At 64.0% G+C, this 26,790-nt stretch carries 25 protein-coding genes and 1 riboswitch; of the genes, 19 read left to right on the top strand and 6 right to left on the bottom strand.

Annotation, left to right across the window (positions count from 1 at the left end; genetic code table 11):
- Nucleotides 1–38 precede the first annotated feature (38 nt).
- The 6 genes from G365_RS22970 (at nt 39) to nadC (ending at nt 6,406) form a co-directional block, all read left to right on the top strand.
- On the top strand, nt 39–617 hold the full coding sequence (locus tag G365_RS22970; protein WP_019645655.1) for a PepSY domain-containing protein: 579 nt from the start codon (nt 39–41) through the stop codon (nt 615–617).
- Nucleotides 617–1,300: a response regulator gene (locus G365_RS0111365; protein WP_019645654.1), complete on the top strand. Its 684-nt coding sequence runs from the start codon at nt 617–619 to the stop codon at nt 1,298–1,300. The genes G365_RS22970 and G365_RS0111365 overlap by 1 nt, the downstream gene beginning before the upstream one ends.
- A 1-nt stretch (nt 1,301) precedes the next feature.
- The gene (locus G365_RS0111360) at nt 1,302–2,657 is read left to right on the top strand and encodes a sensor histidine kinase (protein ID WP_019645653.1); all 1,356 of its coding nucleotides are present in this window, start codon (nt 1,302–1,304) and stop codon (nt 2,655–2,657) included.
- A gap of 185 nt (nt 2,658–2,842) precedes the next feature.
- Complete coding sequence (gene nadA / locus G365_RS0111355; protein WP_019645652.1) at nt 2,843–3,841, top strand: quinolinate synthase NadA; 999 nt, start codon at nt 2,843–2,845, stop codon at nt 3,839–3,841.
- Between the two features lie 56 nt (nt 3,842–3,897).
- On the top strand, nt 3,898–5,481 hold the full coding sequence (locus G365_RS0111350; RefSeq protein WP_019645651.1) for an L-aspartate oxidase: 1,584 nt from the start codon (nt 3,898–3,900) through the stop codon (nt 5,479–5,481).
- Between the two features lie 70 nt (nt 5,482–5,551).
- Nucleotides 5,552–6,406, top strand: a complete 855-nt coding sequence (nadC, locus tag G365_RS0111345) for a carboxylating nicotinate-nucleotide diphosphorylase (protein WP_019645650.1) — start codon at nt 5,552–5,554, stop codon at nt 6,404–6,406.
- A 78-nt stretch (nt 6,407–6,484) separates the two neighbouring features.
- Here the strand turns inward: nadC and G365_RS0111340 are convergent, their stop codons facing one another.
- Both G365_RS0111340 and wrbA read right to left on the bottom strand, forming a co-directional pair.
- Nucleotides 6,485–7,201, bottom strand: coding sequence for a pirin family protein (locus tag G365_RS0111340; RefSeq protein ID WP_019645649.1), 717 nt, complete (start codon nt 7,199–7,201; stop codon nt 6,485–6,487).
- A 135-nt stretch (nt 7,202–7,336) separates the two neighbouring features.
- The gene (gene wrbA, locus G365_RS0111335) at nt 7,337–7,939 is read right to left on the bottom strand and encodes an NAD(P)H:quinone oxidoreductase (protein ID WP_019645648.1); all 603 of its coding nucleotides are present in this window, start codon (nt 7,937–7,939) and stop codon (nt 7,337–7,339) included.
- A gap of 146 nt (nt 7,940–8,085) precedes the next feature.
- Here wrbA and G365_RS0111330 point away from each other — a divergent pair, with 146 nt between their 5' ends.
- Nucleotides 8,086–8,994 (top strand): LysR family transcriptional regulator, encoded by a 909-nt coding sequence (locus G365_RS0111330; RefSeq protein ID WP_019645647.1) that lies wholly within the window; start codon nt 8,086–8,088, stop codon nt 8,992–8,994.
- A 91-nt stretch (nt 8,995–9,085) separates the two neighbouring features.
- Here G365_RS0111330 and G365_RS24095 read toward each other — a convergent pair whose 3' ends face one another.
- The gene (locus tag G365_RS24095) at nt 9,086–9,532 is read right to left on the bottom strand and encodes a c-type cytochrome (protein ID WP_019645646.1); all 447 of its coding nucleotides are present in this window, start codon (nt 9,530–9,532) and stop codon (nt 9,086–9,088) included.
- Between the two features lie 346 nt (nt 9,533–9,878).
- On the opposite strand from G365_RS24095, the gene G365_RS0111320 reads away from it, so the two are divergent.
- The 4 genes from G365_RS0111320 to G365_RS0111300 all read left to right on the top strand — a co-directional run bounded on the left by G365_RS0111320 (nt 9,879) and on the right by G365_RS0111300 (nt 13,948).
- Nucleotides 9,879–10,466, top strand: a complete 588-nt coding sequence (locus G365_RS0111320) for an LOG family protein (RefSeq protein WP_019645645.1) — start codon at nt 9,879–9,881, stop codon at nt 10,464–10,466.
- Between the two features lie 284 nt (nt 10,467–10,750).
- The gene (locus tag G365_RS0111310; RefSeq protein WP_019645643.1) at nt 10,751–11,968 is read left to right on the top strand and encodes an NADP-dependent isocitrate dehydrogenase; all 1,218 of its coding nucleotides are present in this window, start codon (nt 10,751–10,753) and stop codon (nt 11,966–11,968) included.
- Between the two features lie 162 nt (nt 11,969–12,130).
- Entirely contained in the window at nt 12,131–12,754 is a 624-nt protein-coding gene (locus tag G365_RS0111305; protein WP_081628522.1) for a FecR family protein, read from the top strand.
- Nucleotides 12,755–12,883: 129 nt separating this feature from the next.
- Nucleotides 12,884–13,948 (top strand): hypothetical protein, encoded by a 1,065-nt coding sequence (locus G365_RS0111300; RefSeq protein ID WP_019645641.1) that lies wholly within the window; start codon nt 12,884–12,886, stop codon nt 13,946–13,948.
- Here the strand turns inward: G365_RS0111300 and G365_RS21235 are convergent.
- The gene (locus G365_RS21235; protein ID WP_019645640.1) at nt 13,939–15,228 is read right to left on the bottom strand and encodes a DNA recombination protein RmuC; all 1,290 of its coding nucleotides are present in this window, start codon (nt 15,226–15,228) and stop codon (nt 13,939–13,941) included. The genes G365_RS0111300 and G365_RS21235 overlap by 10 nt on opposite strands.
- Before the next feature lie 118 nt (nt 15,229–15,346).
- On the opposite strand from G365_RS21235, the gene G365_RS0111290 reads away from it, so the two are divergent.
- The 4 genes from G365_RS0111290 to fmt all read left to right on the top strand — a co-directional run bounded on the left by G365_RS0111290 (nt 15,347) and on the right by fmt (nt 20,141).
- Nucleotides 15,347–16,807: a DUF4139 domain-containing protein gene (locus tag G365_RS0111290; protein ID WP_019645639.1), complete on the top strand. Its 1,461-nt coding sequence runs from the start codon at nt 15,347–15,349 to the stop codon at nt 16,805–16,807.
- Between the two features lie 308 nt (nt 16,808–17,115).
- Nucleotides 17,116–18,297 (top strand): hypothetical protein, encoded by a 1,182-nt coding sequence (locus G365_RS0111285; protein ID WP_019645638.1) that lies wholly within the window; start codon nt 17,116–17,118, stop codon nt 18,295–18,297.
- Between the two features lie 363 nt (nt 18,298–18,660).
- Nucleotides 18,661–19,221 carry a peptide deformylase gene (def, locus tag G365_RS0111280; protein WP_019645637.1) on the top strand — a complete coding sequence of 187 codons (561 nt, stop codon included), beginning with the start codon at nt 18,661–18,663 and terminating at the stop codon, nt 19,219–19,221.
- Nucleotides 19,221–20,141 (top strand): methionyl-tRNA formyltransferase, encoded by a 921-nt coding sequence (gene fmt / locus G365_RS0111275; RefSeq protein ID WP_019645636.1) that lies wholly within the window; start codon nt 19,221–19,223, stop codon nt 20,139–20,141. Before def ends, fmt begins: the two co-directional genes overlap by 1 nt.
- A gap of 81 nt (nt 20,142–20,222) precedes the next feature.
- Here the strand turns inward: fmt and G365_RS0111270 are convergent, their stop codons facing one another.
- A complete protein-coding gene (locus tag G365_RS0111270) occupies nt 20,223–20,846 on the bottom strand; it encodes a LysE family translocator (RefSeq protein ID WP_019645635.1) in 624 nt (207 codons plus the stop codon).
- 210 nt (nt 20,847–21,056) lie between these two features.
- On the opposite strand from G365_RS0111270, the gene truA reads away from it, so the two are divergent.
- Nucleotides 21,057–21,848 carry a tRNA pseudouridine(38-40) synthase TruA gene (gene truA / locus G365_RS0111265; RefSeq protein WP_019645634.1) on the top strand — a complete coding sequence of 264 codons (792 nt, stop codon included), beginning with the start codon at nt 21,057–21,059 and terminating at the stop codon, nt 21,846–21,848.
- A complete protein-coding gene (locus tag G365_RS0111260) occupies nt 21,845–22,174 on the top strand; it encodes a DMT family transporter (protein WP_019645633.1) in 330 nt (109 codons plus the stop codon). Before truA ends, G365_RS0111260 begins: the two co-directional genes overlap by 4 nt.
- A 23-nt stretch (nt 22,175–22,197) precedes the next feature.
- On the opposite strand, the gene G365_RS24475 is transcribed toward G365_RS0111260, so the two are convergent.
- Nucleotides 22,198–23,229 (bottom strand): methyl-accepting chemotaxis protein, encoded by a 1,032-nt coding sequence (locus tag G365_RS24475; protein WP_019645632.1) that lies wholly within the window; start codon nt 23,227–23,229, stop codon nt 22,198–22,200.
- Nucleotides 23,230–23,549: 320 nt separating this feature from the next.
- A riboswitch (TPP riboswitch) is annotated at nt 23,550–23,664 on the top strand.
- Between the two features lie 45 nt (nt 23,665–23,709).
- Between G365_RS24475 and thiC the strand changes: the two genes are divergently transcribed.
- Together thiC and G365_RS0111245 are read left to right on the top strand one after the other, a co-directional pair.
- Nucleotides 23,710–25,566, top strand: coding sequence for a phosphomethylpyrimidine synthase ThiC (gene thiC, locus G365_RS0111250; protein ID WP_019645631.1), 1,857 nt, complete (start codon nt 23,710–23,712; stop codon nt 25,564–25,566).
- A 229-nt stretch (nt 25,567–25,795) separates the two neighbouring features.
- A partial coding sequence (locus G365_RS0111245; protein ID WP_155976236.1) for a cache domain-containing protein occupies nt 25,796–26,790 on the top strand: 995 nt, incomplete at its 3' end.

Genomic DNA, 26,790 nt, shown 5'->3' with positions numbered 1-26,790 from the left:
TCAGCACGCATTCAGGTGTCAGTGCTAGTCTTTCCGGTATGAAACGCTTCGCCCTTTCTCTCATTGTCGCTCTTGGCGCGGTCGCGGTGACCGGGACATTGCTTTGTCCCGATGATCCGGCGCGGGGCGATGACCGGTCCCGCCCGTCAACGGTCCGCCCGCCGGATCATGAGCAGGCCCGCCGGGCCATGCAGGCCGGTAAGGCCGTGCCGCTGCGGGAGCTGCTGGTGAAGGCCGAGAAGGATTTTGACGCCCAGATGCTGGAGGCGGAGCTTGATGACGATGATGACCGTTGGGTCTATGAACTGAAAATGCTGACCCCCAGCGGCAGCATCCTGAAGCTGAAGTACGATGCCACCACCCTGACCCTGGTCAAGGCCCGGGGGCATGATCTGGCCCGCTGGTACCGGGGGGATCCCAAGGTCCTTGCCGCAGTGGCCCCGATGCAGCGGCAGGAACGCTGGATGGGGGCGCAGGACAGCCGCCGCGACGTGCGCAACGGCGCGGCCCCGCAGCCGTCCGGCCCGTTTGGCGTGCTGTCGTGGTTCGGGCTGGATGATGAAGATGATGACGCGCCGGAAACCCATCCGGTGACCGATGACAGGACCCCGGAATAATGCGTGTACTGGTCATAGAAGACGAACAGACCCTGTTGGCCCAGCTGGTCCGGGCCCTGACTGCGCAGGGTTATGCGGTGGACACCGCCGAGAATGGCGAAGATGGCCACTACATGGGCGAGACCGAACCCTATGACGTGGTGGTGCTGGATCTGGGGCTGCCGGTACTGGATGGCCTGACCGTATTGAAGCGCTGGCGGGCTGCCGGTCTGGCGACGCCGGTGCTGATTCTGACCGCGCGCTCAAGCTGGCAGGAAAAGGTTGATGGCATCGATGCCGGGGCCGATGATTACCTCGCCAAGCCGTTCCGGATGGAAGAACTGCTGGCCCGGGTGCGGGCGCTGATCCGCCGGGCCAGCGGTCATGCCAGCAGCGAACTGGTCTGCGGCCCGATTCGGCTCGATACCCGCTCTTCCAGTGTTTCGGTTGACGGGATTCCGCTGTCGCTGACCAGTCACGAATACCGTCTGCTGGCCTACCTGATGCACCATCAGGGCAAGGTGGTGTCCCGCACCGAGCTGACCGAACATCTGTATGCGCAGGACTTTGACCGCGACTCCAACACCATCGAGGTGTTTATCGGCCGCTTGCGCCGTAAGCTGGGGGTCGATGTGATCCATACCGTGCGCGGTCTTGGCTATCGCATGGAATCCCGGACCGAGACCGCGCAGGATCCGGCCTGAGGTGTGGCGGTCCCTGCGTCTCCGCCTGCTGGCCAGTGCCGCCGTCTGGGTGGTGGTGGCACTGGCATTGGCCGGGGTTGGTCTTCAGGCTCTGTTTGAAAGCTATGTCGAACGGCAGATGGTCGGCCGGCTTGTGCTGGCCCTCGACCACATGGCCGCGAATCTGGAAATTACCCCGGGTGGTGACCCGGTCTTGCGGTCTCTGGTGCCGGAACCGCTGTTCCAGCGGCCACTGTCGGGGATGTACTGGCAGATCGAAAGCCCGCAGGGAATCGAGATGCGGTCCCGGTCGCTGTGGGATGAGGTGATCCGGGTCCAGAATCCCTCCACCCGTGATGACGGGCTGATCCATATTCACCGCGCCATCGGCCCCGGCAACCAGCGCCTGCTGGTGGTGGAGCGGGTGATCACGATCCCTGAGGCTCCCTATCCGTTCCGGCTGCTGGTCGGGCGGGATGAGTCCGGCTTGCGCCGCCTGTTTGGCGGATTCACCCAGACCATTGCTTTTTCCCTCGGCCTGCTGGCACTGGGGATCATGCTGGCGGTCTGGGGGCAGGTGACTTTCGGGCTGACGCCATTCCGGCGGCTGCGGCTGGCGCTGGTGCAGATCCGCAGCGGCAACCGGGCGACGCTGGAAGGCCGGTATCCGGTGGAAGTGCAGCCGCTGGTTGACGACCTGAACGCCCTGCTGGTGCACAACAGTCAGATGATTGACACTGCCCGGACACAGGCCGGGAACCTTGCCCACGCCCTGAAAACTCCGCTGGCGATCATTGCCAATGAGGCCGAGGCGCTGGAAGAACGCGGGGATCACGAAGGGGCGATGCTGCTGCGTCAGCAGGTGGATGCCATGCGCCGCCATGTCGATCACCATCTTGCCCGGGCCCGGGCGCAGGCCGCCAGCGAAGTGCGGAGTCTGGCAACCCCGGTTGTGCCGTCGGTGGAGCGTCTGCTGCGGGTGATGCAGCGTCTGCACGATCATCATTTCGATCTGGATCTGGACGATGATCCGCCCGCCTTCCGGGGGCAGCAGGACACGCTGGAAGAAATCCTTGGCAATCTGGTCGATAACGCCTGCAAGTGGGCGAAGCGGACCGTGATGATCCGGGCCGGGGAAGACAACGGGATGCTGCTGCTGACCGTCGAGGATGACGGCCCCGGGATCCCCGATGACCGGATTGCCGAAGTGCTGCGGCGCGGGATGCGGCTGGATGAGAGCAAGCCCGGCAGTGGCCTCGGTCTGTCGATCGTCGATGATCTGACCCGGGCCAGCGGAGGGTCCCTGACGCTGGACCGTTCGCCGGATCTCGGTGGTCTGCGGGCTGCCCTGCGCCTGCCCGCCGCCACCCGGGACTGAGGGGGGAGAGAAACCCCATTCCGTGAAATGTTGCAGTTCTGCGTTTTATGCTCTATAAGAGCATTAAATTTATGCTCCAAGTGAGCATTTATAGAGTGCTCGAAACAAGCATAATTCGCCATCTCGTCATTCCGGCGTCGCCTGTGTCTGTCTGCGTCGGAAGGTCTGAAAGGGACCGCAGCGTTATGACCGTTCAGCCCCGTCTTGATCTCGATGCCATCTATGGCCGTATGCGTGACAGCCTGACCCCGGTGGAATGGAAGCTGATTGTGCCGGTGGTGGAAGAAATTCACCGCCTGAAGGCCGAGCGGAATGCGGTGATTCTGGCCCATAACTATATGAAGCCGGAAATCTTCCACGGTGTTGCCGATATCGTTGGCGACTCGCTGGCGCTGGCCCAGAAAGCCGTCGGCACCGAAGCCGACGTGATTGTCATGGCCGGTGTCCACTTCATGGCGGAAACCGCCAAGGTTCTGAACCCGCATAAAGTGGTGCTGATGCCCGACATGCGCGCGGGCTGTTCGCTGGCCGACTCGATCACCGCCGTCGATGTGCGGGCGCTGCGGGCCAGACACCCCGGTGTGCCGGTCTGTGTGTATGTCAACACCTCGGCAGAAGTGAAGGCTGAGGCTGACATCTGCTGTACCTCGGGCAACGCAGTGAAGATCGTTGAGGCGATTGCCGCTGAAACCGGCAGCGACAGTGTACTGTTCCTGCCCGATAAATATCTGGCGGCCTATGTGCAGTCGCAGACCAAGGTGAACATCATTCCCTTCGATGGCGCCTGTGAAGTGCATGAGCAGTATTCTGCCAGTGATATCAACTCGATCCGTGCTGACTACGATGGTGACATCACGGTCATTGCCCACCCGGAATGTCCGTCGGAAGTGATCGGGGCCGCCGACTTTGCCGGGTCCACCGCACAGATGGCTGATTTCGTTGCCAAGGAAAAACCGGCCCGGGTGCTGCTGATCACCGAATGCTCGATGGGGGATAACCTGATCGCGGCCAATCCGGCGGTGGAGTTCGTGCGTAGCTGTCACATGTGCCCGCACATGAAGCGGATCACGCTGGAGAACATCGCCGCCAGCCTGCGGACGCTGGAGCCCCGCGTCGAAGTGCCCGCTCATCTGATCGAACGGTCCCGCGCCAGCGTGGAGCGGATGCTGTCGGTCGGCCGCTGACAAGCTCTGAAGAGATAACACAACACGCCGTCATTGTAAGACGGCAGGAGGCGCAGATGTCTGCTCCCGTGGTGGTGATAGGGTCCGGTGTGGCCGGACTGAGTGCGGCGCTGGCGCTGGCGCCGCTGCCGGTGGTTCTGGTGACCAAGACCGGGGCGCTGGCCTCGGGCTCTACCCCTTGGGCGCAGGGCGGCATTGCCGCGGCGCTGGGGGCAGGCGACTCGCCGGAAATGCATCTGGCCGATACGGTGGCTGCCGGGGCCGGGCTGACAGATCCGGTGGTGACGTCGCTGCTGACCCGTCAGGGGGCGGTGGCGGTGCGCGATCTGATCGACCGGGGGCTGCCCTTTGACCGGGACGGCACCGGGGCGCCGCTGCTGGGGCGTGAGGCGGCCCATTCGGTTGACCGGATCATCCATGCCCAGGGCGACCGCACCGGACGGGTGGTGGCGGACTGGCTGGCGGCGGCGGTGCAGGCTGCCGACCACATCACCGTGATGACCGATACGCTGGCGGTTGATCTGGTGGAAGCCGATGGCCGCATTGCCGGGGTGCAGGTTCATGGCCCGGCTGGCTGGCAGGTTCTGGCTGCCCGGGCTGTGGTGCTGGCCAGTGGCGGCTGGGGCATGGTGTGGCGCGATACCACCAATCCGGCGGAAAACACCGGCGACGGGCTGGTGATGGCCGCCCGGGCCGGGGCGATGCTGGCCGATCTGGAGTTCATGCAGTTTCACCCGACCGCGCTGGCGGTGTCCGATGGCTCCGGGGCCCGGCTGCCGCTGCTGACTGAAGCCCTGCGCGGGGCCGGGGCGGTGCTGCTGGATGCTGCCGGAGGCGCTTTTATGGCCGCTGAGCATCCGCTGGCGGATCTGGCCCCCCGTGATGTGGTGGCCCGTGCCGTCGGACAGCGGATTGCGGCAGGGGAGGCGGTTCGTCTTGATCTGCGCCCGGCCCTGAAGGCCAAAGGTGTTTCCGGTTTCCCGCAGGTGATGGAGGTCTGTGCCGCTGCCGGACTGGACCCGCTGACCGATCCTGTGCCGGTCACCCCCGCTGCCCATTATGCCATGGGCGGGGTCGTCACCGACCCGCGTGGGCGCACCAGCCGGTCCGGGCTGTGGGCCTGTGGTGAGGTTGCCTGCACCGGGGTGCATGGGGCCAACCGTCTGGCGTCGAATTCCCTGCTCGAAGGGTTGGTGTTTGCCCGGCAGGTGGCGGCGGATCTGCGGGCGACCCTGTCCCGTCCGCAGGCGGTGACGGCGGTGGATCTGTCGACTCCGGTGCCGGTGCTGTCCCGTGTGGACGCCGGGCCGGTGCAGGCCGTGCGGGCGGGAATGAGTCAGCAGGTGGGTCTGGTCCGCGATGCAGCCGGTCTCTCGGCCGTCGCGGCGCAGATTGCCGCCGTGCCGTTGCAGCCGCTGCCAATGGATGCCAGTCAGGCGGAGATCCGTCAGGCGGTGGAGGCCCGCAACCTGCTGACCATTGCCGGTCTGGTGACCGATGCAGCCCTGCGCCGCCGCGAGAGCCGTGGGGCCCACTGGCGGCGCGATTATCCCGAGGTCAATCCGGCCCTCGCCCGGCGCATGACCCAGCGGTTGGGTGAGGATGGGCAGTCTGCAGCGCTGGCTGTGGTTGCCACCTGATCCATCTTCCGTGATCTGCCTTCCGTGATACGGTTTCCGTATCCCATTCTTTTCAGGAGACTCCTGACAAATGAGCATGCCGCACGCCCTGATCATCGACCCGCTGCTTGAAGGCTTCCTGCGGGAAGATCTGGGTCGCGCCGGGGATATCACCACCGACGCCATTGCCCCCGACGGACTGACCGCCCGCTGTTCCTTCACCTTCCGTCAGGCTGGTGTTGTCTGTGGGCTGGAACTGGCGCGCCGGGTGTTCGCGCTGGTTGATCCGGCGGTGGAGGTGACCCTGCACGCCAGAGACGGCGACACCATCACCGCCGGTACGGTGGTGGCTGAGGTGTCCGGCCCGGCCCGTGGGATTCTGACCGGCGAGCGGGTTGCCCTGAACCTGATGGGCCGTCTGTCCGGTATTGCCACCCTGACCCGGCATTGCGTTGATCAGGCCGCTCCGCATGGAACGCGGATCGCCTGCACCCGTAAGACCACGCCGGGACTGCGGATTCTGGAGAAGTGGGCGGTCCGTGTCGGTGGCGGCACCAATCACCGGTTCGGTCTGGATGACGGCGTGCTGATCAAGGACAATCACATCGGTGTGGCCGGCTCGATCACCGAAGCGGTGCGCCGGGTGCGCGACCGCCTTGGCCATATGGTCAAGGTTGAGGTCGAGGTCGATACGCTGGAACAGCTGGCGGAGCTGCTGGCACTGGACAACGGGGCCGATGCGGTGCTGCTGGACAACATGCCGCCGCCGGTACTGCGGCAGGCGGTCGCGATGGTGGCCGGGCGGCTGACCACCGAAGCCTCCGGCGGTATCACCCCGGATAACGTCAACGAGGTGGCGGCCACCGGAGTTGACCTGATTTCTCTCGGTTTCCTCACCCACAGCGCTAAAACGCTGGATGTCGGGCTGGATTTCACCAGTCTGTAAGGATACCCTGAAACAGACATCGGGCGCGGTGGGGAGAACCCGCCGCGCCCGACGTTTTTACAGGGAGTCCGGGATTGATTATTCCGGAAGAGCAACGTCAACAAGGGTGACTTCGGTGTCTTCCTGCGCGGTTAGGGTCAGACCGGCTTCGCCCTGCACCAGCAGGCCGTCGCGGGCGTTGACGGTGACGGTTTTGCTCCCGGCTTCTGCTATCAGGCTGCCGAAGGTCGGAACCAGATAAGCCCCGCGGCCATGCAGCGGCGTCACCCACGACGCCCCTTTCGGCAGCACCCCACCAAGAACGGCAGCATCCTGCGCGATCGGGATGGCCCCGGCTGCAATATCGGCATCCCGTCCAGAGGCCAGCGTATGCAGGGTGCCCGGTTCGGTCGGAAAGTCGCGCATCTCCCAACGCGGAGTCAGGCCACGGCGGTTGGGATGAATCCAGATCTGGAACAGGGTCATGTCGTCGGGGTCGAGGTTGAACTCGGAATGGACGATCCCGGTTCCGGCGCTCATTACCTGAATGCTGCCCTTCGGCACCCGGCCATGGCTGCCGAGATTATCGCGGTGGGTGATCGCACCGTTGCGGACGTAGGTGATGATTTCCATGTCGCGGTGCGGGTGGGGATCAAAGCCGCCCCCGGCCCGGACGGTGTCATCATTCCAGACCCGCAACGGCCCAAGGCCCATGCGACTGCTATCGTGGTAGTTGGCAAAGCTGAAGTGATAGCGGGCGGAGAGCCAGTCGATCTCAAAACGCCCAAGGGAGTCAAACGGACGAAGGTCGAGCATCGCGGCCTCTCCTGTCAAAAAGGGGTGGGGAGTCTGATCCGCCGGGCGGTTATAGGGGTCCGGTCCGGCGGCAGGGGGAGCGGAGAAGGTGACGGTCCGCACCCCCGTCTGGGGGCAGGGGGGCGGACCGGGAGATCAGCCGTGCAGTTTGGTGGCGATTTCCGCCACATGACGGCCCTGGAAGCGGGCACCGTCCAGTTCGTTGGCGGACGGCTGACGGGAGCCGTCGCCCCCGGCCAGAGTGGTGGCGCCATACGGGCTGCCGCCGGTCACTTCCGCCAGAGTGGTCTGGCCCTGGAAGGAGTACGGCAGGCCGACAATGACCATGCCGTGGTGCAGCAGGGTGGTGTGGAACGACAGCAGGGTGCTTTCCTGACCGCCGTGCTGGGTGGCGGTGGACACGAATACGCTGCCGACCTTGCCGATCAGCTTGCCGTTGAACCACAGTCCGCCGGTCTGATCGAGGAAGTTGCGCATCTGCGCCGCCATCATGCCGAAGCGGGTCGGGGTGCCGAAGATGATGGCGTCGTAGTTGGCCAGCTCTTCAACGGTGGCAACCGGGGCTTCCTGATTCAGTTTGATGCCCGACTTCTGGGCGATCTCATCCGGCACCAGTTCCGGCACGCGGCGGATGTCGACGGTGGTGCCTTCAACACTGGCGGCACCTTCGGCAATCGCCTTGGCCATGGTTTCGATGTGGCCGTAGGAGGAGTAGTAGAGGACGAGAACGCGGGCCATGGGGTGTCTCCTGATATGGCGGCGCCGGGATCGGCGGTGAGCCTGTCGGGTGGGCTGATGGGGTTAAGATACGCCTCCCACGTTTCTGGACAATCCGGCTTGGGGGAATAAGATTGTCTCCCATACGGAAACGATGGGGGTGGGCGGTGGATCGTCTGTCAGTGATGGAAGTGTTCGTCCGGGTGGTGGACGAAGGCGGGTTTTCAGCTGCGGCAAGACGGCTGAATCTGTCGAAAGCGGCGATCAGCAAGCAGGTGGCAGCACTGGAGGAGCGGCTTGGGGTCCGGTTGCTCAACCGCACCACCCGTCAGGTGACGCTGACCGATGCCGGGGCGGTGTTTCATGCCCGTGCCCAGCGGATACTGGCCGAAGCGGAGGAAGCCGAGGCTGAGATCGGTACATTGGCCGCAGCCCCGCGCGGCATCTTACGGATTAATGTGCCGATGACCTTCGGGGTGCGCCATATCGGCCCTCTGCTGCCGGAGTTTATGGACCGCTATCCCGATCTGATCCCGGAACTCAGTCTGTCTGACCGCTTTGTCGATGTGCTGGAAGAGGGGGTGGACGTGGTGGTGCGGATCGCCACCCTGACCGATTCCAGCCTGATCGCCAAACGGCTGTGCTGCAATTCCCGGGTGCTGGTGGCCAGCCCGGAGTATCTGGCCCGCCGGGGGACTCTGCATCGCCCCGAAGACCTGATCAATCATGACTGTCTGCTGTACACCTACCTTAAGCGCGAAGGCATCTGGGAACTGACCGGGCCGGAAGGGCGACAGATTTCCGTACGGGTGGCCGAGCCGAAAATGCGTGCCAACAACGGCGAGATTATTATTGCGGCGGCCCGTGCCGGGCATGGCATTGCCTATTCCCCGATGTTTATGGCCGGGGATGACATCCGCGCCGGGCGTCTGGTGCAGGTGCTGCCGGACTGGCGGGATGAACGGGCATCGGTGTTTGCCGTGCATGCCCACACCCGTTTTGTACCGGCCAAAGTACGGGTGTTTATTGATTTTCTGGCCGAAAAATTTTCAGGAAAACCGGCGTGGGAGCCCTGATCGGGGCAAAACCCTGAGAGGCCTATAAAGAAAGGGCGGGGACCTGCCGATCCCCGCCCTGTTCTGGGTCCGGCCTGATGCCGGACCTGCCTTACTTCTTCACACGGAAGTTGTCGTGGCAGGACTTACAGCTCTTGCCGATATCGCCGACGGCAGCGCCGATGGCAGCCTGATCCCCGGCAGCAGCCGCGACGGCCAGGGCGTCAGCCTTGGTGCGCAGGCTTTCAAACCCGGCTTCAACCTTGGCCCAGTCGGCCCACACGTCCGGCTTTGCGGTCGATTCGCTGGTCTGCGCCTGGGTCTTGAAGGCACCGGGGGCCATCACGGCAGCGGCGGACAGGCCCTTGGCGTGGGCTTCCAGCTGGTCCTTGTTGGTGACGTCGCCTTTGACGATGGCGGCAATGGAGTTCATGTGGGCGCCCATGATCTCCATGTTCTTCTGGCGGTATTTGACGACATCGGCGTCACCGGCAAAGGATGCGGCGGCAGTGGTGGCCAGCAGGGCAGCACCGAGGGTCAGGGCCTGGATAACACGCATGACGGGATACTCCGGGTTAAATTGGTTTTGGTTGGGCCGGGCCGCAGGCCGCTTGGGCTGCTTCAGGCAACCTCTGTTGGTAACGGGTGAACGGCACCGGCAGCAAATCACGAAACAGTGAGTAGCATGAACGGGAGATGAACTGTTTTGCAACGCAGCAGTCATGACCGTTTTGCAGTAACCCCACGGTAACCCGGTGAACGGTAAGGGAAAACCGCAGGGCCTGGGGGTGTCACCATCTCTTCGCTTTCCCGCCCCCTTCCTGCCCGGGTCTCTTGACATCTGCTCTGCCGGGCCGCGATTGTGCGCCCGGTTTGTCAGCGCGGATGACGGAAAGGACGATCCGATGGCGGTATTGCGTTCACTGTGTGTGTTTTGCGGGGCCTCGCCGGGGGTGTTGCCAGCCTATGCCGAAGACGCGGCGGCGCTGGGCAAGGCGATGGCGGAAAGCGGGGTGCGGCTGATCTATGGCGGCGGCGGTATCGGTATCATGGGCGTGGTGGCCCGTGCGGTGCTGGCCCACGGCGGTGAGGTGGTCGGAATTATCCCTGAGCATCTGCAGACTGCCGAAATTGCCCTTGAGGGGCTGACCGAGCTGCATGTGGTCCCTGACATGCACACCCGCAAGCGGATGATGTTTGACCGCAGTGATGCCATCGCCGTGTTGCCGGGCGGATTCGGCACACTGGATGAAACCTTCGAGATCCTGACATGGAAGCAGCTCAACCTGCATGACAAGCCAGTGGTGCTGGTTAACACTGCCGGGTACTGGGACGGCCTGCTGGCGTTCTGCCGGTCGATGCAGGGGGCCGGGTTTATCCGGGATAAGCACATGGGCATGTTCTCGGTGGTCGATACCGCGCCGCAGGCGCTGGAAACCGCCCGGGCTCTGCTGCCGGTGACCCCGCAGCCGTCGCAGCCGGAACGGTTCTGACCACCGGGTCTGGCACCGGTTCCGGCTGTTGCGGACCCGCTGCTTTGCCTCAGTTTGCCTCACCCTGCCCCTTCGGGCAGGGTGACCCCACCCACCGGGAAAACCATTCCGGCTTGCATCAGCGCCGCCTTGTGCATAATGTGCGGCGTCCGAGGCATCAAACCGGTGCCGGTGGTGACCATCTGCAGGGGGCAGGGTGTCTGCCCCGTCCGGGTGGGCATATCGGGGCGCACCCCGGCGGATTTCAGCTTTGAACCTGCTTCACCTCCACAGGGGCCTGACCAATGAGCAAGATTAAGGTTGCCAACCCGATCGTCGAACTCGACGGCGACGAGATGACCCGGATCATCTGGCAGTTCATTAAAGACAAGCTGATCCTGCCGTACCTCGATGTTGACCTGAAGTACTACGATCTCGGCATCGAAAAGCGTGACGAGACCAACGATCAGATCACCATTGATTCCGCCAATGCGATCAAGCAGTACGGCGTTGGCGTCAAGTGCGCCACCATCACCCCGGACGAACAGCGCGTTGAAGAATTCAAGCTGAAGAAGATGTGGAAGTCCCCGAACGGGACCATCCGTAACATCCTCGACGGCACCGTGTTCCGCGAGCCGATCATCTGCAAGAACGTGCCGCGCTATGTTCCGGGCTGGACCCAGCCGATCGTCATCGGCCGTCATGCCTTCGGTGACCAGTATCGCGCCACCGACTTCCGCGTGCCGGGCAAGGGCACCCTGACCATGAAGTTCACCCCGGAAGACGGTGGTGAGCCGGTTGAGTACGAAGTGTTCAAGTTCCCGGGCGCCGGTGTCGCCATGGGCATGTACAACATGGATGAGTCCATCCGTGGCTTTGCGCGCTCCTGCTTCAACTACGGTCTGCTGCGCAACTGGCCGGTGTACCTGTCGACCAAGAACACCATCCTCAAGGCCTATGACGGCCGCTTCAAGGATCTGTTCCAGGAAGTCTTCGACGCCGAATTCGCCGCCGAGTTCAAGGCCCGTGGCATCACCTACGAACACCGTCTGATCGACGACATGGTCGCCTGCGCCATGAAGTGGTCCGGTGGTTTCGTCTGGGCCTGCAAGAACTATGACGGCGACGTGCAGTCTGACACCGTGGCGCAGGGCTTCGGCTCGCTGGGTCTGATGACCTCCGTGCTGCTGAGCCCCGATGGCAAGACCGTCGAGGCCGAAGCCGCCCACGGCACCGTCACCCGCCACTACCGCCTGCACCAGCAGGGTAAGGAAACCTCCACCAACCCGATCGCCTCGATCTTCGCGTGGACCCGTGGCCTGAAGTTCCGTGGCGAATTCGACGCCACTCCGGACGTGGTGAAGTTTGCTGAAGCGCTGGAATCGGTCTGCGTCGAAGCCGTCGAAGCCGGCAAGATGACCAAGGATCTGGCGATCCTGATCGGCCCGGAACAGCCGTGGATGACCACCACCCTGTTCCTGGAAGAGCTGGATGGCCGTCTGCGCCGCAAGATGGGTGCGTAATCCGGCTTGCCCGGTCACAGCCCTGTGAGGAAGGACCCGCTGCAGTGCAGCGGGTCTTTTCTTTTTGTCCGCAGCCCTGTGTAATCGTCGGGCCGGAGTAATCCGGCGGGTATGATTGCCGCGTAGTGATGGCAACTGATTTTTACGGAAAGAGCGGACAGCATGATCTGGCGGCGTTGGGGAATGGTGGCGGCGGCCATCGCGGTGATGATGCTGGTTGCGGGGGTGATCCCGGCGCAGGCGCGGGAACAGGTCGGGGTTGTGGTGAAGGTGCAGGGCGAGGTCTCTGCTGCCTTTGACGGAAAAAACCGACGCCTTGAGGCCGGAGCGGCCCTGTTTAAAGGCGATACCCTGCTGACCGGGACCAAAGACAGCCGGGTACAGGCCCGCCTGCAGGATGACTCGGACCTGACGCTGGGCGGCAATGGGGCGATGACCCTGAACGATCTGGTGGTCGGCCCCCCCGGTACCACGCGGGAGGTGATGAGCCTGCTGAACGGTGCTTTCCTGCTGGTGGCATCGCCGACCCCCGGTGCCGTGGTGCGGACGCCGGTGGCGACGCTGGGGATCCGGGGGACGCAGTTCTGGGGCGGGCCGTTGGACGGTGCCCTTGATGTCTTCCTGCTGGAAGGGAAGGTTGAGGTACAGAATGCTGCGGGCCGTGTGCTGCTTGACGCCCCGGGACAGGGGACCGTTCTGGGGCACAGCGGGGCCCCGGGCGATGTTCAGATCTGGCCGGAGCAGAAGGTGAACCGGGCGGTGGCAACGGTTTCGTTCGCGCCATAAGATTACGGAGGGCGGTTTTGCACCCAGCCTCTCGCCGGAGGCTGGCGAATCCGGTATCATCGGTCTGCGCTGGGGTCAGAATACTCCGGTGACAGACAGAGTTCAGACCCCGGAAAAAGGCAGAACGCCATGGCTTCGCAGGTCCCGTCAAACCCCCTGGGTGGGGGAGATGACTATTTCACGCTGCTGCGCAAGGCCCGGCAGCGCCGTTCTTCCGGTGCGCGTTCCACCCTGATGGATCTCACCGGCCTGACGGAAACGCAGCGCAAATCCCTGTTGCAGGCGCAAAGTCTGGCAGACCGTTTTGAGACGGAACTGGATATTCGTCAGAAGGCGCTGGACGATGCCCGCCGGTCCCGTCAGCAGCAGGTTGCGACTGACCGCCGGAAGGAAGAGCAGGCGGAAGCCGCCCGAAAGCTGGAAAAAGCCCGCAAAGAGATGGAGCGCCTGAAAACGCAGGCGCAAACCGCTGCTGCTGCCGGGGATGTGGACCGTGCCAAGGCTATCGCGCAGGCGGTCAAAGGGGTTCTGCGCGATATCAGCGCGGCGCTGCGGACGTTACATGCCGCTTCGGCCACGGCTTTTCTGTCCGGCGCGGCAGGAGCTGGGCAGCAGGGGGATGCCTCTGCCGGAGACAGTCCGGCGGCGGCCTCCGGCCCTGAAACGGCTCCGGCGGCGGATTCGTCTGCATCTGCCGGGGCTGCCGCTGATGGATCTGTCACGCCGGTATCAACCGGGTCCGCCACGCAGGGGGCTCTTCAGGCCAGCGGGCAGGACCTGAACGGTGACGGGACTGTTGATGCCGCAGAGCAGGACGCTGCCCGCCGACAGGAGGATCAGGCCCGGCAGGGGGAGGGGCGCGATGCGTCGGCCTCCGCCGGGAATGCGGGGGGATCCGGGGTTGACCCGGTTTTGCTGGCCGCGCAGGGGGACGCTGCCCGGGCCGTCGCCCTTGCCCGTCAGATCGTATCAATTCTACGGGGACTGCGTCCCGGCCCGCAGGAGCAGGAGCCTGACCCAGCGGCCCGGCAACAGGCTGATGGGAGCGGTGCGGCGTCCTCCGGCGCAGCCCGGCCCGAGGACAGGCCGGGCCGGGGATACCGTGGGGTGGTGGAACAGATGTCCGCCGAGGTGGAAGGGCTGGCGCTGGGCCTTGCCGTGACCAGCGGCCAGACCCTGAATATTCAGGCCTGAGGCTCCTGGCGGCCCTGTGTCTGTGGTCCCGGCCCCTGTGGGCCGGGTGCGGGGTGGCCGATCGGCCCGCGGGCCCAGCGTTCCGGCGGCTGGGGGCGGGGCGGGGCCGTCAGAGGCTGCTGCTGGGGCGGGGCAGCGTCCGGCGCGCTGCGGTCATCGCCGATCTGTACATCTTCGATCCGTTCGGCACGCTTGGTGATTTTATCGGTGCTGATCTGTACCTGCCGGATATCATCCTGCGCCTGCGCGAAATGGGTGGCGAGCTTGCCAACCCGGGAGTCCAGGCGGCTGACGTCTTCCAGCAGCTTTTCGACCTCGCCCTGAATGACCCCGGCCTGTTCCCGCATCCGCGCGTCTTTCAGCACGGCCCGTACGGTGTTCAGGGTGGCCATCAGGGTGGTGGGGCTGACGATCCAGACCCGGGCGCGGTAGCTTTTTTCCACCACCTCGGGGAAGCTGGCGTGCAGTTCGGCATAAACCGCTTCAGACGGCAGAAACATCAGGGCCGACTCGGCGGTTTCCCCGGCAATGATGTATTTTTCGGCGATATCGCGCACATGTTTCAGCACGTCAGCGGCAAAGGCCCGCCCGGCATGGATCCGGCCGGTGTCGTCAGCGGCATTGCGCAGGGCGTAATAGCTTTCCAGCGGAAATTTGGCATCCACCACAATCGGCCCCGGTGGATTGGGCAGGGCCAGCAGGCAATCGGCGCGCCGCCCGTTCGACAGCACCGCCTGAAAGCGGTAGGCCGACGGCGGCAGGGTGCCGGTGATCAGGTCATTCAGCTGCACTTCCCCGAAGGCACCACGGGCCTGTTTGTTTGACAGGATATCCTGCAGGCCGATGATCTGGCTGGACAGATCCTGAATGGTTTTCTGGGCGGCATCAATCACCGCCAGCCGCTCGCCCAGTGCATTCATGTGGGCAAAGGTGCGTTCCGTGGTGACATGCAGGCCCTCCCCCACCCGGCGCGACATTTCTGCCAGCCGTTCTTCCAGCACGCGGGAGACCGTCCGTTCCTGATGATGCATCCGCTCTGCCAGCTGGGCATTGGCAGCGGCCTGCGCCTGTGCCATCTGGGCCATCCGCCCGGCCAGTTCCGCCTGTGCGGAATACAGGGCGCGGGCGGTCTGGTCGAAATCTCCTCCGCCGGGAAGGGGCGAGGCATGCCGTGCCACCCGCAGGGCAACCATGATGGCGGCCACCGCCCCGGCACAGGCCAGTATGGCCACCACCACAAACACCCAGATCAGACCATCTCCCCAGATTGTGCCACCCATTGACCGTATTCTCGCCATAGCTGTGAGATGAGATACTGCCTGTGTACGCTGCCGCCTGTGCCTTGCCAAGGCCTGCGTTTCTGAAATGTTCTTTTCTCTCCTGAAGGAGTTTGCCGCTATGGCCCGTTTCCAGACCATTCCGCGTTTTCGTCCGGCGTTTGGCCGCAGTCACCGGGCGGCTCTGCTGTTGGCTGGAGTGGCCGCGATCGGGGGGCTGTCTCTGCCTGCCGCCGCTGCCGGGGTGGCGGAGCGGTCAGCCGTGGCGATGACCCTGTATCAGGCCGGTCCGGCCCTGATCGAGGAACAGCGGCCGGTGACACTGGATAAGGGCGAGTCGCTGTTGACGTTCGGCAATGTCAGCAGCGGGCTGATTCCGCCCAGTGTGCGGGTGGTCCCGGTTTCCGGCCCGGCCTTTGCAGTGCGGGAGCAGGCATGGCGCCCGGCCCGGCCGCTGATGCAGGATCTGCTGCGGGCCCATGAGGGGAAGGTGATTACCCTGATCCGGCAGGTTGACGGCAAGGAAGTGCAGGAACAGGCCCGGGTCCTGCGGGCGGAGCCGGAGCCGGTGCTGGAGATCAACGGCAAGATCCGCCTCGGCCTGCCGGGGGCGGTCCTGTTTGATGCCCTGCCGCCTGATCTGCCGCTGACCCCGGCGCTGACCGTCTCGGCGGATGCGGCCTCTGCCGGGGCAGGGGTGGTGGCCCTGCGGTATCTGTCCGAGGGGCTGTCATGGTCAGCCGATCACGTGATTGATCTTTCTGCCGATGGCAAAACCGCGCAGCTGACCACTGCCGCCACCTTGAGCAATACCACCCGTCAGCCCTGGAATGCGGTGAAGCTGGCGCTGGTGGCGGGGCAGGTGGAGGCATCGGCGCATGATCTGATGCCCCCGCCGCGCCCGGCGCCGATGGTGGCAATGGCGGCTGCCCCGATGATGGAAAAGCGGGCCGCGCTGCCGGAGCGTGAGGCGTTCGGGAACGTGTATCTTTATACCGTCGATCACCCGGTTTCTCTGGCCCCGGATGAAACCCGGCAGATTACCCTGCTGCGGGCGGATGCCCTGCCCGCCAAGACCGTTTATGTGGTGACAGGGGCGGGGACCCGTGACAGCGGCGATGAAGCGGCGGTGCCGCAGGCTATCCCGTCGTTCCTGACCGTGACCAACTCCGGCAAGGGGGGGATTGGTCAGCCGGTGCCGGGCGGTGCCGTGCGGCTGTACCAGTCCGACTCCAAGGGACAGGCCCGCTTGCTGGGGTCAACGATGCTCAATGATCTGCCGGTGGACGGAACTGCCCGTCTGCCGCTGGGGGCCGCGTTTGACCTGACGGCAGGCGGGCGGCTGACCAATCTGGTGCAGATCAGTGACCGCACGCAGGAAACCAGCCACGAGATCATTCTGCGCAACGCCAAAACCACCGCCGAGACGGTCGAAGTGGTTGAGCCGATGGGCGGAGACTGGAAGATCCTCACCGAGTCGATGCCCGGAAAACGTCTGGATGGACGTGCGGCGGTCTGGACCGTGCCGGTTCCGGCGGGAAAAAGTGTAACCCTGACGTATACGGTCCGCACCACATACTGAGACCCGCGTGGGCAGGGGGAGTGACGGGCGGGCCTGAACCCCGCTGTTTCCTTCTCTTCGGCTGATTTTACACGCACACGGAACGGCGGTATCCCCGGTGGGATGCCGCCGTTGGTCTGAGTCGTAGTTCCTCCGCGGTATGGCAGATCGCGCGACGATCAGGTAGATTCATCCTAACTGGTGCCAGAAGTCGCACCATGCTGGAGATCTGTCAAAATCCCGGTTGGTTTCGGATGTGTGCGGGTAATTTAAGGCCCCGTGTGCAAGGACGCCGATTCTCCGGGGACGACACCCTGGAGGCAGAAGCCATGATCGGTCCGGTCGAACGCGCCCGCACAGTCGGCGCATCGTTCGCAATCCCGCACAGCAAGCGGGATGATACAGACGTCAATCATATACAGTCCCTTGATGCGATGCTGGAGTCGGTCGCGGCGTCGCTCAGTGCCACGCAGTCGGCTTCGTCGTCCTCTGACCGGTCGTTTGAGGATGGGGCGACAGGCGACAGCGGTCAGCGCCGGCAACAGTTGCTGCAGTCCGGTCGCCAGCAGGTGATTTTGGCCGGTCTTGACGGGGTTGAGGCCGCAGCCGGGGCCCGGCAGGCGGTCAGCCGCAATGATGTGGTTGCTGCCCGTGCCGCAGCCCAGCAGGTCGCCGGGGCTGCCCGCAGTATCCGCGCCGCGGCGCAGGTTCTGGCTGAGGCTGCCGGCGGCACCGCTGCCGCCAATGCGGCCTCCGGTGCCATTCCGGCATCGGTCACCCGGCCGGTGACCGATGGGGGGGTGTTGCCCGCCACCGAGATGGTGGCGCAGGTGGCACAGTCCGCTGCCCCGGCTCCGCAGCAGATTCAGCAGCCGACCTCGTTTGAAATTGCCTCCGGCCAGCGGGTGGAAGATCTTGCCCCGGTGGGGATCAGCCCGTCGGAGCCCGGTGCCCGCAGTGGTGGGGACAGTGGGTCCGGCCAGAACGGCGGCAACGGGGCAACGGGCGGTAACACGGATGATAAGGCCGAGCAGGCTGCCCGCCGGGCGGCTGCGGCACTGGCTGCCAGCCGCAGCAGCTCCGGTGAGGTCGAGGATATTCCCCCGGTCGGCAATCCGCTGGGGCCACAGCCGGAAGTGACCTCTCACCGGACGGCCCCCGGCGAGCAGGAGGATCTGCCCCCGGTCGGCACGGCTGCCGGAAATGACAGCGGCAAAAAAGACAGTCAGAGCCGGGCGATGGCGCAGGCTATCACCGAGGTTGCACGCCGGGCCTCAGATACGTTGCGGCAGGGGCAGGCGGCGCTGACCGCGCTGGCAGGTATTTCGCCGCAGGATGATGTCAGTCAGCGCGCTCTGCAGAGCAGTCTGGTGGAAGCCGACCGCGAAATCGGTCTGGCAGCTTTTACCCTGACGCAGGTGGTTGAAGGACTGGCGGGAATTGCCGCCCGTCAGGCCCCGGCACAACCCCAGAAGCCGAAAGATCAGCGCAAGCTCGATCTGAGTATCTGAGTATCTGGGTATCTGGGTATCTGGGTATCTGGGTATCTGGGTATCTGGTCCCTGTACTGGGAACGGGCCCCCGCCGTAAGGCTTGCCTGTGGCGGCAGTGACCTCTGCCGGTTTCCGGCGGGGATGGGGCCAGCAGACCGCTTTCAGGTCATGGCCCATAAGGGATGGTGTCCCCTTGATCGTGTCGAGAGATCCTTGATGTGGCCCTGCTCCTGCCGGAGAGGGGCCACTCTTTTTTCTGCCCGGCGGGGCCTTGATGGCTCCCCGGTGACGGGCCGGTCTGTCAGGATTTCTTGATTTCAGTGGCGCGGCGGCTTATCTCAGCCGGACGCATTCCGGTTTTTTCGAACACAAAGGCAGACCATGGCCCTGCTTCCGATCATTGTCGCCCCCGATCCGCGCCTGAAAACCAAGGCTTCCCCGGTCGAGGCGGTTGATGCCAGCATCGTCACCCTGATGGATGACATGCTGGACACCATGTATGCCGCCCCCGGCGTCGGTCTTGCCGCCCCGCAGGTGGGGGTTCTGAAGCGGGTGATTGTGGTGGATGCCGCTGACCGGGGCGAAGACCCGGCCCCGATCCGCATGGCCAACCCGGAAATCGTCTGGGAATCCGAGGATCTGGCCCCCTATGAAGAGGGCTGTCTGTCGCTGCCGGAAGAATACGCCGAAGTGATGCGCCCGGCGCGGATCCGCGTCCGTTATCTCGACGAGCATAATGAACTGCGGGAGCGGGAGGCCGACGGCCTGCTGGCGGTGGTGATCCAGCATGAGATGGATCATCTGAACGGGACCCTGTTTGTTGATCATCTGTCATCGCTGAAGCGCAACATGATTGTGCGCCGCCTGACCAAGGCCAAGAAGGTCGGGGACCTGAAGGGGGAATACGTGCCGGTGGCCCGGTCCTCCCGGAAGGAGGCGTGATGCGCGTCATTTTCATGGGGACCCCGGATTTCTCGGTCCCCGCCCTGCAGGCGATTGCCGCCCGTCATGATGTGGTTGCGGTTTACTGTCAGCCCCCGCGTCCGGCGGGACGGGGACAGAAAGACCGGCCGAGCCCGGTCCAGCAGGCTGCTGAAGCGCTGGGGATCTCTGTGCGTTATCCGGTCAGTCTGCGCACGCCGGAGGCTCAGGCGGACTTTGCCGCTCTGCAGGCTGATATTGCGGTGGTGGCAGCCTATGGGCTGATCCTGCCGCAGGCCGTGCTGGATGCGCCGCGTCTTGGCTGTATCAACATTCATGCGTCCCTGTTGCCCCGCTGGCGCGGGGCTGCCCCGATTCACCGGGCGATCCTGAGCGGAGATGCCGAGACCGGGGTCACCATCATGCAGATGGAAGCCGGGCTGGATACCGGCCCGATGCTGCTGACCGACACCCTTGCCATTACCCCGACCCTGACCACCGGCGCCCTGCACGATCAGCTGTCACAGCAGGGGGCGGGTCTGATCCTGACCGCTCTTGAGCGACTGGCGGCGGGCACCCTGCCTGCGGTCCCGCAGCCGGAAGACGGCGTGACCTACGCGGCCAAAATCGACAAGGCGGAGGCCCGGATCGACTGGTCACGCCCGGCGGTGGATGTCGCCCGCCAGATTAACGGTCTGTCGCCGTTCCCCGGGGCGTGGTTTGAGAGTGATGGTCAGCGGATCAAGGTGTTGCAGGCGGAAGCCCTGACCACCCGGAGCGGCCAGTCTGCCGGGACCGTGGCCGATGACCTGCTGGCGGTGGCCTGCGGTGACGGGGCCTGTGTCCGTCTGCTCAGTCTGCAGCGGGCGGGAAAGGGGGCTCTGCCGACCGCAGATTTTCTGCGGGGCACACCGCTGTCAGCCGGAACTGTTCTGGCCTGAGCCGCACTGGCCTGAACCGTACTGAGATAAAATAAAACAGGCCGGAAAGGGGTTTTCCGGCCTGTTTCTTATGGGGTGGGATCAGCGCGAGACACTGGTCAGCAGAAGACCGGCCCCGACGAACACGCCGCCGGAAACCTGATTGACCATCTTCAGGCGGCGGGCGGTGTTCAGCCAGCGGGCCATACGGGCTCCGCCAGCGGCGTAGAGAAAGTTCCACGACAGCTCAATGGCAAAGAAGGTGGCGGCCAGAACCGCCAGCTGTTCTGCCTGCGGCTGGCTGGCATCCATGAACTGCGGGAACAGCGCGGTGAAGAAGACAAACGCTTTCGGGTTGCTCATCGACACCAGAAAGCCGCTGCGGAACAGACCCCAGGCGGACTGCTGCCCGGCGGCCCCACCGGATTCCGATACCGGGGTGGGGGTGGACCGCCAGACCTTGATACCCAGATAGACCAGATAGGCTGCCCCGGCATATTTGACGACGGTAAACAGCGTTTCCGACGCGGCCAGCAGGGCCCCAAGCCCGGCTGCGGATCCGGCCATAATCAGGCTGAGGCCACTGGCCAGCCCCAGACAGGTGATCGTGGTGCGGCGCACCCCGTAATGAATGCCATGGGTCATCGTCAGCAGCATGTTCGGGCCGGGGGTGCCGGACACGAAGAAGACTGTGGTGACGTACAGCAGCCAGGTTTGCAGCGACATGATGACCTCGTGGGGTGGGGAGCTGGCGGACTCTTGGATCCGCCGGAGGTCAGTGTTGATCTGCGGTCGGTGGGGCGTCAATGGGGGGAGTGATTAGATTTTCTAGCCCTGAATGCTGAAAATCCGCTGCTCTCCCGGTATCGCCGTTGCGGGGGCAGGCGGCAGGCGCTACACACGGGGGACTGTCTTCCCAACAGCAGAATCAGGGCAATGCCGCGTTATAAACTGACCCTTGAATATGATGGCGGGCCGTTTGTCGGCTGGCAGCGGCAGGATAACGGCCTGTCGGTACAGGGCGCGCTGGAACAGGCTGTGCTGCGCTATACCGGCGAAACCGTGACCGCCCATGCTGCCGGGCGTACCGACGCCGGTGTGCATGCTTATGGTCAGGTGGCGCATGTCGATCTGGTCCGCGCTGATCCGGCCCGGAAAGTGCGGGAGGCCCTGAACGCCCACCTGCGGCCGCATCCGGTGGCGGTGGTGGAGGCCGAGGAGGTCGACGACACATTTCATGCCCGGTTTTCCGCAGTGGAACGGTCTTACGTCTATCGCATCCTCAACCGTCGGGCCCCGGCGGTTCTGGAGGCGGGAAAAGTGTGGTGGGTGCCCCAGCCGCTGGATGCCGATGCCATGCATGCCGCCGGGCAGGAACTGGTCGGGCAACATGATTTCACCAGCTTCCGGGCTGCGGAATGTCAGGCCAACAGCCCGGTGAAAACCATTGATGAGCTGGTGGTGTCCCGTCAGGGCGAGCATGTTGAGATGTTCGTCCGCGCCCGGTCGTTCCTGCATCATCAGGTCCGCAATATTATCGGGACGCTGTCCCTGGTCGGTCTGGGCCGCTGGAGCCATGACGATGTGCGCCGGGCGCTGGAGGCCCGGAACCGGGCGAAGGCCGGGCCGACGGCACCGCCGACCGGGCTTTACTTCCGGGCGGTGCGGTATGAGAATGCCGCAGGCTTACAGCATCCCCTGCCCGGCCGCGACGGAGAGACCCGATGACCCTGTACTGGCTGTTTCTGGCTGGCGCAATCGTGTTTGAGGTGGCTGGCACCACCAGTATGAAACTGTCGGAAGGGTTCACCCGCCCGGTGCCGAGCGTGGCGCTGTTCGTGCTTTATGCCATCAGTTTCACCATGCTGACACTGGCCCTGAAGAAGATCGATGTCTCCGTGGCTTACACCATCTGGTCAGGCATCGGCACCACGGTGATCGCCCTGATCGGCTGGCAGCTGTTCGGGGAACAGCTGACCCCCTTTAAGATTGCCTGTATCGGTCTGGTGATTGCCGGGGTGGTCGGTCTGACGGTCAGCGGATCCAGTCACTGACCCTTTCCCGGCTTCTGCCCCCGTTATTGCGGCACGGACTGCACGATGACCCCGTACCAGCCCAGTCCGGCATAGGTTTCGTAGCCCGGTGTCAGGGCAAAGCCGGTGACGGTGCCATCTTCGGCAGCGATATGGCCGCGGTCTGCCCCCCCGGTGTCCAGTCGCAGGGTTTCCGTCAGGACGCCCTGCCCATCTGAGGCAGCAATGACCCGCCCGTTGGAATCCAGCAGCAGGCAGCGGCTGTTGGCCCGTTCCTCATCGCTGAGGCGCACGCCTTTGACGACGGCCTCCGCCTGTGGCTGCCAGTCAAAGAAGATGGCCAGAACCCCGACCGGAGCGCCATCCGTATCGCCCCTTTCCCGGATCGCGGTGGCATACACCGCAGCCTGTGCCCCGCCGAGGGCATCATAGGTGCGGATATCCCCGACCACAAAGTCCCCGCCGTCCTGTGTGTTCATGGCCCGGCGGAAAATCTCACCCTGCGGCACCGACCGGCCCACCGCCTGCGGATAGCGGTCGGGGCGGCCATTGGCAATGACGGAGCCTTTGGCATCAATCACCCACAGATCGAGATAAACCGTATAGGACGACAGGATCACCCCCAGCCGCTCCGTCGCCCGGCGTGCGGTCGCCGGGGTCGGGGTGGTGATGGCATCGACAACGGCGGCATCGGTGGCCCACCACCGTACGTCGCAGGACCGTTCGTACAGATTCCGGTCGATGATCTCGATCATGTTGAGGGACAGGTCGGCCAGCCGGGTGCCGCGCACATGCTCAACCAGCCCACGCCCAAGCAGAGACAGATCCCGGGCGCTGCCCGCCAGTTCCTGCTCCAGCTCTTTTGCCACGTCGGTGATGGCCTGAGAGATGGATTTCACTTCAGTCGCCACGACGGCAAAGCCTTTACCGTGCTGACCGGCGCGGTTGGCTTCAATCAGGGCATTCAGCGCCAGCATCCGCACCGATCCTGTGATCTGGTGGATGGTGTTCATTTTGGCGGTGGTGACGGTTGATACTTTTTCGGCGAGGGCAACGATCCGCTCGGGATTGGACATGGGGGGAGCCTCCTGCTGTCGGCTGGGACTGCATTACGTCTGTGCGGACCTCGTTGGGTCCATGGCCACCCATTATTCTTTGTACTTATATCAGCAAAAACGATGCCACCTTGGTGGTATCGCCTAAGGGGCAGGAAAGGTTGGAAAGAGACCACTTTGGATAAAGTATGTCAGCATAGCTGCCCAAATTGCGGGCATGGAATGCCTGCTGTGTTAGCACCTGCGGCATTTCCCTGACCGCGATAGGGAAGATGACAGAGGGGGAAGGCGTAGGGCCGGGGCGGCCCTTGACAGGGCGTGGCCCTGCTCTCATTGTCTGCCGAAGTACCGAGGGGTGCCGCGACGCGTGTCGTCGGGCTGAGATCCGGAGAAAGCCGGGAACCCTTAGAACCTGATCCGGGTCATACCGGCGGAGGGACGGACCATTTCAAGCCGCACTCGCCAAACCCGGATCTCCTTTTGCAGGCATGGGAGATCCACATGAATTCCATCACCAAGGCCCCGACCAACATTACGGTCGGCCCGCTGCCGGGATCGCGCAAGGTTTATGCCGAAGGCCCGATGGGCGTGCCGGTGCCGTTCCGTGAAGTGGCGCTGGAGCCGTCTTCCGGCGAGCCGCCGATCCGTCTGTATGATACCTCCGGCCCCTATACCGACCCGTCTTTTGTCCATGCCATCGACAAGGGCCTTCCGGCCCTGCGCGAACAGTGGATCATCGCCCGGGGCGATACCGAGCTGTATGCCGGCCGTGACGTGAAGCCGGAAGACAACGGCAACGCCAGCGCCGCGATGCTGGCCCCGACCTTCCCGGTCACCCGCCAGCCGCGCCGTGCGAAGGCCGGTGGCAACGTCACCCAGATGCACTATGCCCGCAAGGGCATCATCACCCCGGAAATGGAGTTCGTGGCGATCCGCGAAAACCTGCTGCGCCAGCAGGCCCGCGAGCATGTTGACCGTCTGCGCGCCCGTGACGGCGTGCCCTATGATGCTGTGATCCCCGACGATATCACCGCTGACTGGGTCCGGCAGGAAGTAGCCTGTGGCCGTGCCATCATTCCGGCGAACATCAACCACCTTGAGCTGGAGCCGATGGCGATTGGCCGGAATTTTCTGGTCAAGATCAATGCCAACATCGGCAATTCCGCCGTCACCTCCGGCATTGCCGAGGAAGTGGAAAAGCTGGTGTGGTCGATCCGCTGGGGTGCGGATACGGTGATGGATCTGTCCACCGGCCGTAACATCCACAACATCCGTGAATGGATCCTGCGCAACAGCCCGGTTCCGATTGGCACCGTGCCGGTCTATCAGGCGCTGGAAAAGGTCGGCGGCATCGCCGAGGATCTGACCTGGGATATCTTCCGCGATACCCTGATTGAGCAGTGCGAACAGGGTGTTGACTACTTCACCATCCACGCCGGGGTGCGTCTGCCCTACATTCCGATGACCGTCGACCGTGTCACCGGCATCGTGTCGCGCGGCGGCTCGATCATGGCCAAGTGGTGCCTTGCCCATCACGAAGAAAACTTCCTGTACATCCATTTCGCGGAAATCTGCGAAATCATGAAAGCCTATGACGTGTCGTTCTCCCTCGGGGACGGGCTGCGCCCGGGCGCCGGGGCCGATGCCAACGACCGCGCCCAGTTTGCCGAGCTGGAAACGCTGGGTGAACTGACCAAGGTCGCCTGGGATCAGGACGTGCAGGTGATGATCGAAGGGCCGGGCCATGTGCCGATGCACAAGGTGCAGGCCAATATGATCAAGCAGCGCGAACACTGTGGCGATGCCCCGTTCTATACCCTCGGGCCATTGGTCACCGATATTGCGCCGGGCTATGATCACATCACCTCTGGCATCGGTGCGGCGATGATCGGCTGGTTCGGCACCGCTATGCTGTGCTACGTCACCCCGAAGGAGCATCTGGGCCTGCCGGATAAGGAAGACGTGCGCGTTGGCGTGGTGACCTACAAGATTGCCGCCCATGCGGCTGACCTTGCCAAGGGCCATCCGGCTGCCCGCCTGCGGGATGATGCCCTGTCCCGCGCCCGCTTTGAATTCCGCTGGATGGATCAGTTCAACCTGTCGCTTGATCCGGAAAAGGCGCAGGAATTCCACGATGCCACCCTGCCGAAGGAAGCGCATAAGACCGCACATTTCTGTTCGATGTGCGGGCCGAAGTTCTGTTCGATGAAGATCACGCAGGACATCCGCAATGAGTTTGGTGGGGATGCCCAGAAGGGAGATATCCAGAAGGGAGATGCCCAGAAGGGGATGAGTGAGATGAGTGAAAAGTTCCGCGAGCAGGGCAGTGAGATCTATCACCCCAGTGCCGCTGAATAATATCTGTTTGAGATCTGAGAAAAACCGCTGCCGGAGAGGACCCCGGCAGCGGTTTTTTCATGGGTGGATCAGGCGTGGCGGTAATGTGATCACTTTAGAAGCTGCCAAAAGTGACATCTATGTTACTCTGCTGACGCAGATTTCCCCGGTGCGGACGGGCCCGGGACAATGATGCGGTAAACAGAGAGAAAACGGTGGGGCATAACCTTGCCGGGGGGAGACTTCGGGAATGAAAAAGAGCGCAGCCGGGGCAAGGGGGTCGTTACGCCGCCAGATTTTGGTCCCGTTTCTGGCGACGGTGCTGGCTTCACTGCTGGCGGTGATCTGGTACGCGTCTGACACCCTGACTGACTCCGCCCGGGCCCGGGCGCGGGAAGCCCTGCAGGGGCGGGCGGCAGAACAGGCGGAGGCGATGTCCGGCCTGTTGCTCCGCGCCCGTTCTGTCGCCCGGTCCGGGACCGGGATTGCCCATGCCTTCCTGCAGAATGAAAATGGCTTCGACCGGGATCTGTTCGCGCAGGTCCTGCGGAAGGAACTGATCAACAACCCGGACTACATCGGCTTCTTCGGGGGATTTCAGGCTGATTTTGATGGCCAGGACCGGCGTTATGCCGGAACGGATCTGGGGGATGAGAAGGGGCGGTTCCTGCTGTATGCAGCGCGTGACGACAAGGGCGTTGCCCGTACGGCGATTGCACCGCTGACTGGCAGTGATGCGGAGAAGATCTGGTATGACCATCCCCTGCAGACCCGGCGGACCATTCTGACGCCGCCCTATCTGGATGATGTTCTGGGGGTACCGACGCTGATGGCCTCCATCGCCACGCCGATCCTTGATCTGGCGGATGAGGCGATTGGGGTGATCTCCGTCGATATTCCGCTGACTACGCTGCAGAAGCGGGCTGCTGAGATCAAGACTTATGCCGGTGGCTCTGCGATGGTGGTGTCGCATGATGATAAGTGGGTCGCCACCCCGGATGACGCCGCAGTCAGCAGGCCGGTGGACAACCCGGAGCTTCTGCGTCTGCTGACAGATGTGCGGGCGGGCGGGTCAATTTTGCGGGCAATGGCCGACCCGGTCACGGGTGTGCCGAGTTTGGTCAGCGCGACGGCGTTCGGGGTTGACGGTGTTGCGGAACGGTGGGTGCTGATCGTCAGCGCCCCGGAGTCCGAGGTGATGGCGGAGGCGGTGCGGGCGCGGTGGATGATGCTGGCGGTCGGGTT

The organism is Novispirillum itersonii subsp. itersonii ATCC 12639 (genome assembly GCF_000381985.1).
Taxonomy (GTDB): domain Bacteria; phylum Pseudomonadota; class Alphaproteobacteria; order Rhodospirillales; family Rhodospirillaceae; genus Novispirillum; species Novispirillum itersonii.
The sequence above is the reverse complement of the archived record's forward strand: the minus strand, read 5'-3'. Positions and strand labels throughout refer to the sequence as shown.

What these genes read in the sequence shown, in the direction of transcription:
- G365_RS24475 (WP_019645632.1), bottom strand. Translation starts at nt 23,229, where the DNA reads ATGTCCAATCCCGAGCGGATCGTTGCCCTCGCCGAAAAAGTATCAACC.
- fmt (WP_019645636.1), top strand. Translation starts at nt 19,221, where the DNA reads ATGCGCGTCATTTTCATGGGGACCCCGGATTTCTCGGTCCCCGCCCTG.
- G365_RS0111310 (WP_019645643.1), top strand. Translation starts at nt 10,751, where the DNA reads ATGAGCAAGATTAAGGTTGCCAACCCGATCGTCGAACTCGACGGCGAC.
- G365_RS0111365 (WP_019645654.1), top strand. Translation starts at nt 617, where the DNA reads ATGCGTGTACTGGTCATAGAAGACGAACAGACCCTGTTGGCCCAGCTG.
- G365_RS22970 (WP_019645655.1), top strand. Translation starts at nt 39, where the DNA reads ATGAAACGCTTCGCCCTTTCTCTCATTGTCGCTCTTGGCGCGGTCGCG.
- G365_RS0111290 (WP_019645639.1), top strand. Translation starts at nt 15,347, where the DNA reads ATGGCCCGTTTCCAGACCATTCCGCGTTTTCGTCCGGCGTTTGGCCGC.
- def (WP_019645637.1), top strand. Translation starts at nt 18,661, where the DNA reads ATGGCCCTGCTTCCGATCATTGTCGCCCCCGATCCGCGCCTGAAAACC.
- wrbA (WP_019645648.1), bottom strand. Translation starts at nt 7,939, where the DNA reads ATGGCCCGCGTTCTCGTCCTCTACTACTCCTCCTACGGCCACATCGAA.
- G365_RS0111320 (WP_019645645.1), top strand. Translation starts at nt 9,879, where the DNA reads ATGGCGGTATTGCGTTCACTGTGTGTGTTTTGCGGGGCCTCGCCGGGG.
- G365_RS0111270 (WP_019645635.1), bottom strand. Translation starts at nt 20,846, where the DNA reads ATGTCGCTGCAAACCTGGCTGCTGTACGTCACCACAGTCTTCTTCGTG.
- G365_RS0111340 (WP_019645649.1), bottom strand. Translation starts at nt 7,201, where the DNA reads ATGCTCGACCTTCGTCCGTTTGACTCCCTTGGGCGTTTTGAGATCGAC.
- G365_RS0111300 (WP_019645641.1), top strand. Translation starts at nt 12,884, where the DNA reads ATGGCTTCGCAGGTCCCGTCAAACCCCCTGGGTGGGGGAGATGACTAT.
- G365_RS0111350 (WP_019645651.1), top strand. Translation starts at nt 3,898, where the DNA reads ATGTCTGCTCCCGTGGTGGTGATAGGGTCCGGTGTGGCCGGACTGAGT.
- thiC (WP_019645631.1), top strand. Translation starts at nt 23,710, where the DNA reads ATGAATTCCATCACCAAGGCCCCGACCAACATTACGGTCGGCCCGCTG.
- nadA (WP_019645652.1), top strand. Translation starts at nt 2,843, where the DNA reads ATGACCGTTCAGCCCCGTCTTGATCTCGATGCCATCTATGGCCGTATG.
- truA (WP_019645634.1), top strand. Translation starts at nt 21,057, where the DNA reads ATGCCGCGTTATAAACTGACCCTTGAATATGATGGCGGGCCGTTTGTC.
- nadC (WP_019645650.1), top strand. Translation starts at nt 5,552, where the DNA reads ATGAGCATGCCGCACGCCCTGATCATCGACCCGCTGCTTGAAGGCTTC.
- G365_RS21235 (WP_019645640.1), bottom strand. Translation starts at nt 15,228, where the DNA reads ATGGGTGGCACAATCTGGGGAGATGGTCTGATCTGGGTGTTTGTGGTG.
- G365_RS0111305 (WP_081628522.1), top strand. Translation starts at nt 12,131, where the DNA reads ATGATCTGGCGGCGTTGGGGAATGGTGGCGGCGGCCATCGCGGTGATG.
- G365_RS0111260 (WP_019645633.1), top strand. Translation starts at nt 21,845, where the DNA reads ATGACCCTGTACTGGCTGTTTCTGGCTGGCGCAATCGTGTTTGAGGTG.
- G365_RS0111285 (WP_019645638.1), top strand. Translation starts at nt 17,116, where the DNA reads ATGATCGGTCCGGTCGAACGCGCCCGCACAGTCGGCGCATCGTTCGCA.
- G365_RS24095 (WP_019645646.1), bottom strand. Translation starts at nt 9,532, where the DNA reads ATGCGTGTTATCCAGGCCCTGACCCTCGGTGCTGCCCTGCTGGCCACC.